Origin of the sequence: Dietzia aerolata (genome assembly GCF_014144865.1) — a bacterium.
GTDB lineage: Bacteria > Actinomycetota > Actinomycetes > Mycobacteriales > Mycobacteriaceae > Dietzia > Dietzia aerolata.
This window is the reverse complement of record NZ_JAALDM010000294.1, coordinates 1-4,844: the sequence shown is the minus strand read 5'-3', so window position 1 is coordinate 4,844 and position 4,844 is coordinate 1. Positions and strand designations below refer to the sequence as shown.

Annotated in this window: 6 protein-coding genes and 1 pseudogene; 5 read left to right on the top strand and 2 right to left on the bottom strand. The window is 64.9% G+C overall.

All coding sequences use genetic code 11. The features are described 5' to 3' along the window. From G6016_RS15210 to G6016_RS15200, 3 genes and pseudogenes are all read left to right on the top strand, one after another. Window positions 1-217 (top strand): annotated as a pseudogene (locus G6016_RS15210) (tRNA (adenosine(37)-N6)-threonylcarbamoyltransferase complex transferase subunit TsaD); the annotation flags it as partial. An 80-nt stretch (window positions 218-297) separates the two neighbouring features. Next, window positions 298-672, top strand: a complete 375-nt coding sequence (gene cmtR / locus G6016_RS15205) for a Cd(II)/Pb(II)-sensing metalloregulatory transcriptional regulator CmtR (RefSeq protein ID WP_182633455.1) — start codon at window positions 298-300, stop codon at window positions 670-672. Between the two features lie 2 nt (window positions 673-674). After that, window positions 675-2,699, top strand: a complete 2,025-nt coding sequence (locus G6016_RS15200; protein ID WP_182633454.1) for a heavy metal translocating P-type ATPase — start codon at window positions 675-677, stop codon at window positions 2,697-2,699. Window positions 2,700-2,897: 198 nt separating this feature from the next. Here G6016_RS15200 and G6016_RS15195 read toward each other — a convergent pair whose 3' ends face one another. Then, a complete protein-coding gene (locus G6016_RS15195; protein ID WP_182633453.1) occupies window positions 2,898-3,263 on the bottom strand; it encodes a hypothetical protein in 366 nt (121 codons plus the stop codon). Window positions 3,264-3,385: 122 nt separating this feature from the next. After that, complete coding sequence (locus tag G6016_RS15190) at window positions 3,386-3,643, bottom strand: ribbon-helix-helix domain-containing protein (RefSeq protein ID WP_182633452.1); 258 nt, start codon at window positions 3,641-3,643, stop codon at window positions 3,386-3,388. Window positions 3,644-4,084: 441 nt separating this feature from the next. Between G6016_RS15190 and relB the strand changes: the two genes are divergently transcribed. Both relB and G6016_RS15180 read left to right on the top strand, forming a co-directional pair. Next, window positions 4,085-4,384: a type II toxin-antitoxin system RelB family anti-toxin gene (relB, locus tag G6016_RS15185; protein WP_182633451.1), complete on the top strand. Its 300-nt coding sequence runs from the start codon at window positions 4,085-4,087 to the stop codon at window positions 4,382-4,384. 267 nt (window positions 4,385-4,651) lie between these two features. Next, window positions 4,652-4,844: co-chaperone GroES (locus tag G6016_RS15180; RefSeq protein WP_182633450.1), on the top strand; the 193-nt coding region annotated here is incomplete at its 3' end.

Here is a 4,844-nt window from a genome sequence, read left to right as displayed (position 1 = left end):
CGGCGTGGCGGCGAACTCGCGGCTGCGGGAGCTGGCTGCCGAGCGTTGCGCTGCTGCGGGTATCACTCTGCGCGTGCCGCGGCCGCGGCTGTGCACCGACAACGGCGCGATGGTCGTGGGCGTGGCCTCCGCGCTGCTGGCCGACGGGGTCGCTGCGAGTCCGCTGACCGTGGCCGCCGATCCCGGGCTGCCGGTGGAGACGACGCAGGTGGTGTGAGGGCGGCTCGCTCGCGTAGATGTGGGTTGTCAGGCCGCTGGCCATCCACATAGTTCACTAGGGGCTGTACAGTTCAGTGAATGCTGACCATAGCTTCGCGTCTCGACGTCATGAACCGATTAGGTCGGGCAATGTCCGATCCGACGAGATCGCGAATCCTGCTGTCGTTGCTCGAGACTCCGGGCTACCCGGCCGAGATTGCGCGGGATCTAGAGCTGACGAGGTCGAATGTGTCCAATCACCTCGCGTGTCTTCGAGGTTGCGGGATCGTCGTCGGTCAGCTCGAAGGGCGGCAGACTCGCTATGAGATCGCCGATCCGCATCTGACCGCCGCGCTGACATCGCTGGTGGAGGTCACTCTCGCGGTAGACGAGAACACTCCGTGCATCCATCCCGGCTGCACAGTGGCAGGGTGCTGCGATGCAGTGCAGGAATCGGATGCTGCCGAGGTGTAGGCATGAGCGCTGAATGCTGTTCCCCGGGCGAGGTCACGGGCGCGGGTGCGGACCCGCAGAACGCCGAGGCCGTGCCGTGGTGGAAGGACCGCGCAATCGTGGTCCCGGTGCTCTCGGGCGTCTCCTTTGCTGCGGGCCTCATCTGCGAATGGTCCGGAGCGGAACTGGCGGGGCAGGCGCTGTTCTGGGTGGGCCTGTTGCTCGGCGGGTCGACGTTCGTCCCCGGAGCCCTGCGGGCATTGGTGACCAAGCGCAAGCTCGGGATCGGGCTGCTCATGACGATCAGCGCGATCGGGGCAGTGATTCTCGGTTACGTGGAGGAAGCCGCTGCGCTGGCTTTTCTCTACTCCATCGCCGAAGCGCTGGAGGACAAGGCGATGGATCGTGCCCGCTCGGGGCTGCGTTCACTGCTGAAGCTGGTGCCGGAGACCGCGACCGTCAAGGCCGGCTCGACCACCGTCGACATCCCTGCCTCTGACCTGACCGCAGGACAGGTGCTGATGATCCGCGCCGGCGAACGGGTCGCCACCGACGGCATCGTGAGGCGAGGGCGCAGCAGTGTGGACATTTCCGCGGTGACCGGCGAGTCGATTCCGGTAGAGGTGGAACCAGGTGATGACATACTGGCCGGCTCGATCAACATCTCCGGGGTGCTCGAGGTCGAGGCCACCGCATCAGGCACCGACAACTCGCTGACCACAATCGTGCAGCTGGTCGAGCAAGCACAGGCAGAGAAGGGGGAGCGGGCCAGGCTCGCGGATCGAATCGCGCGCCCCCTGGTACCGGGTGTGCTCGTGCTTGCCGTTCTGGTCGCCGGCATCGGCGCGCTGCTTGGAGACCCGGAACTGTGGATCACCCGCGCTCTTGTGGTTCTGGTGGCCGCCTCGCCCTGTGCGTTGGCGATCTCGGTGCCGGTTACCGTCATCTCAGCGATCGGGGCGGCAAGCAAGCTCGGAGTGGTCATCAAGTCCGGGGCGGCGTTCGAGCGACTCGGCACCATTAGGCATCTCGCGATCGACAAGACTGGCACGCTCACCCGCAATGAGCCGACCGTTCGGGAGATTCTGACGATTTCCGAAGGACCGGAGATTTCCGAAGAACAGGTTCTGGGTTGGGCAGCGAGCCTGGAACGCCACAGCACCCATCCACTTGCCACCGCGATCACGCAGGCCTCCCCCGAGGCGACAGTGGCGACGGATATCACTGAAACAGCCGGACACGGAGTCACCGGCACGGTCGACGGGGCCACCATCACGGTGGGCAGCCCGAGGTGGCTGGACCCAGGCTCGCTTGCCGGCCGGGTCGCAGAGTTGGAGAGCCGCGGCATGACTGTGGTGATGGTTCACCGCGACGACCTTCCCGCCGGTGCCATCGGTGTACGCGATGAGCTCCGCCCGGAAGTCCCCGAGGCGATCGATGCTCTGACGCAGCAGCGAATCGGCGTGACCATGCTGACCGGCGACAATGCCCGGACCGCCGACGCGCTGGCAGTGCAGGCCGGGATCGACGCGGTACGGGCTGAACTGAAGCCGCAGGACAAGGCCGCCGAAGTCGCACGTCTGAGCCGCCCACAGCCCACGGCCATGATCGGTGACGGCATCAACGACGCCCCGGCCCTGGCAACTGCAGACGTGGGCATCGCGATGGGGGCGACCGGATCGGATGCGGCGATCGAGTCAGCCGACGTCGCCTTCACCGGCAACGACCTCCGCCTGATTCCGCGGGCCCTTGCGCACGCCCGCCGCGGCCGGAGCATCATCAACCAGAACATCGTTCTCTCGCTGCTGATTATCGTTGTCCTCCTGCCACTGGCGATCACCGGAGTGCTCGGACTGGCAGCAGTGGTCCTGGTGCATGAGCTCGCCGAAGTCCTCGTGATCGGCAACGGGCTCCGAACGGCACGCACCCCGAAGCGCGAACGGGTTGGACGCGATCGAACTGGAGTTGACCGGTTCGGTCACGCGGGAAATGAAGTGTCAGGCGACCGGCCAAAGCGTAGTCGAATGACGACGGCATTGTCGTCGTGATCTCGTAATCTGCCCGGGAGCCGAGCCGGCAATATTGCTCACCTTTTACTCGACAGGATTGGTGCGTTTTCGGAGGATCACGCAAATCCTGTCGAGTGAATGTTGTCGTTGTCGTTGTCGTTGTCGTTGTCGTGGATGTGGGGTGGTTCGTCCGGGGACGGGTGGATCTTCGTGGGGCAGGTGGTGCGGTGCGGGGGGTCAGAGGCCGCCGTCGTCGGTGGGCTCGGTGGTGGTGGGGATCGGCTGCGACAGTGTGCGGGCCCAGCTGCGGGCGCGCATCAGCCGCGGGTCGTCGAAGACCATCGGGGTGAAGGGGGCGTCGGGGTCGGGGAGGACTTCGGACACGGTCACCGAGGTCAGGCCCACCGTGAGTTCGAGCATCGCCAGGCGCACGAACAGCACGGCCTCGTCCTGCGTGGCCGCGTCGATGAGCATCGCCGCCTCCGACGTGCCATCCGCGAACTGGATGAGCGCCGACCCGGGAACCGTGCCGAGGACCTGCTCGTGCGGCGCGTCGGTGGTGGTGGACAGCGCGGCGAAGATCTGCCAATGACGCTCGGGCATCGCGGGCCTCCCTCGTTGTGGGCGCCGCCTGGTCGGGGTGCCTCGGGGTGGATTGTGCCGCGTGGTTCCGACAGTGCAGTAGGGGTGTGTTGGTGGGTCGGCCTACGGGTGGGGGCGCGGCGTCAGAGTGAGTCGATGAGTCCGCGCATCAGATCCGAGATAGTGGTGTTGCGTTCCTTGGCCACCTTGTCGAGCTTCGCGCGACGATTCGCATCGAGCCGCAGGGTAAACGGCTTGGCTTCCACCCCCACGCTAACCGGACGACCCGGAACCGCGGGCCCGATGTGGCCTCCGGTGTAGCCGCGCTCGTGCTCGTCAGCCCAACGCTCAATGTCGGAGTCGGTGAACTCTGTGCCATCGACCGCTGTGTACTTACCCATGTGAACTATCTCCCTAGCCCGATTTCGTTCAAGACCTTTGTGGTCGCAACCATCGCGTGGAAAACCAACCAACTGGCCGGCTCATCCTCTACAGCCACGAACTCCAGTAGTCGGCCCTGGCGATCCATCCCGACACCAACCCATTGGATAGGAGTGGTGTCCCGACCGCGAGACCGTAACGCTCCCTCGAATGCCGTGACCACGTCCTCTTCGGAAATCTCGGGACGCTTCGTGGACACCCTCGGATGCACTCGAACTCTCAATCGCAACGCACCTCACTAGTTTCGTACTTCGCAGTGTAGTACGAAATTGATTGCCGGGTGGTGAGGGATTTTCGGTGGGCGTCGCAAGTCGGCGGGCGACCGCGTCCGCACACGCCATGTGAGATAGTTGCGTTTAAGTGCAACTCGAGAAAAAGGGGGTGACATGCCACTTCCGCATATGACTACTGAGCAGCGCCTCGCGCTCGCATTGGCTCAGACCGAGCGTGGTCTGGTTGAGGAATTGATCGAGCTTCGGAAGCAGGCCGACCTCAGTGCGACCGAGGTTGCGAAGAGAATCAACCGCCACAAATCATCGATCTCGAAGTTCGAGGCACGCAAGACCGACCCTCAGATGTCGACAGTGCTGCGATATGCGCACGCGATCGGCGCGATGGTTGAGATTCGGGTGCTCCCGTTTTCCGAATGGGAGGAGGCGAAGGGGGTGCAGGCTTCGAGGGAGGAGCCGAACTCCGGGTAGACGTTGTCGTCGTCGTCCTCGTCTTTTGATCTTCACCTGCGTCGAGCACGGTCTGGCGTGGAAGCGGTGGGGGAGGGTGAGTGACCCGGGCGCGTCGTGTTCGCCCGCCGCGAACGGCCGCGAATTGGGCACCCGGGACACTTGAGTGCTGGCACTCGCGCGTATAGAGTGCCAATAGGCATGGACCCCGGCCGCGTCACCCGCGACGACGCCCTCCGGAGCCCGACGCCCCCAAAACACCAGTCATCTACACACGGAGGATCCATCGTGGCGATCAAGCCGCTTGAGGACAAGATTCTCGTCGAGGCCACCGCTGCCGAGACCACCACGGCGTCCGGCCTCGTCATCCCGGACACGGCCAAGGAGAAGCCCCAGGAGGGCACCGTCGTCGCGGTCGGCAAGGGCCGCTTCGACGAGGACGGCGACCGCATCCCCATGGACATCAAGGAGGGGGACAAGG